Source organism: Marinobacter iranensis (assembly GCF_029207565.1).
Lineage (GTDB): Bacteria > Pseudomonadota > Gammaproteobacteria > Pseudomonadales > Oleiphilaceae > Marinobacter > Marinobacter iranensis.
This window is the reverse complement of record NZ_JANCMW010000297.1, coordinates 1-256: the sequence shown is the minus strand read 5'-3', so window position 1 is coordinate 256 and position 256 is coordinate 1. Positions and strand designations below refer to the sequence as shown.

General features: G+C 64.8%; 1 pseudogene. It reads right to left on the bottom strand.

Annotation, left to right across the window (positions count from 1 at the left end):
- Positions 1-256 (bottom strand): annotated as a pseudogene (locus tag NLU14_RS22450) (amidase); the annotation flags it as partial.

Genomic DNA, 256 nt, shown 5'->3' with positions numbered 1-256 from the left:
ATTCCTGCAGGCGGCCTTTCTCGGTCGCGCCGATATCCTTGCGCAGGAAAGGCACACCGGCAAAGGCGCCTTCATCGGGGCCTGGCAGGGTTTCGGCATCCGCATAGAACTCGACCACGGCATTGATGGCCGGATCCACCTTCTCGAAGGCCTGCCGGGCGAGCGCCGCAAGCTCGGCCGCAGTCACCTCGCCGCGCTGGACGAGCCCGGCAAGGCCGGTGGCATCATGGTTCGCATATTCGGCAAGATTCATGGG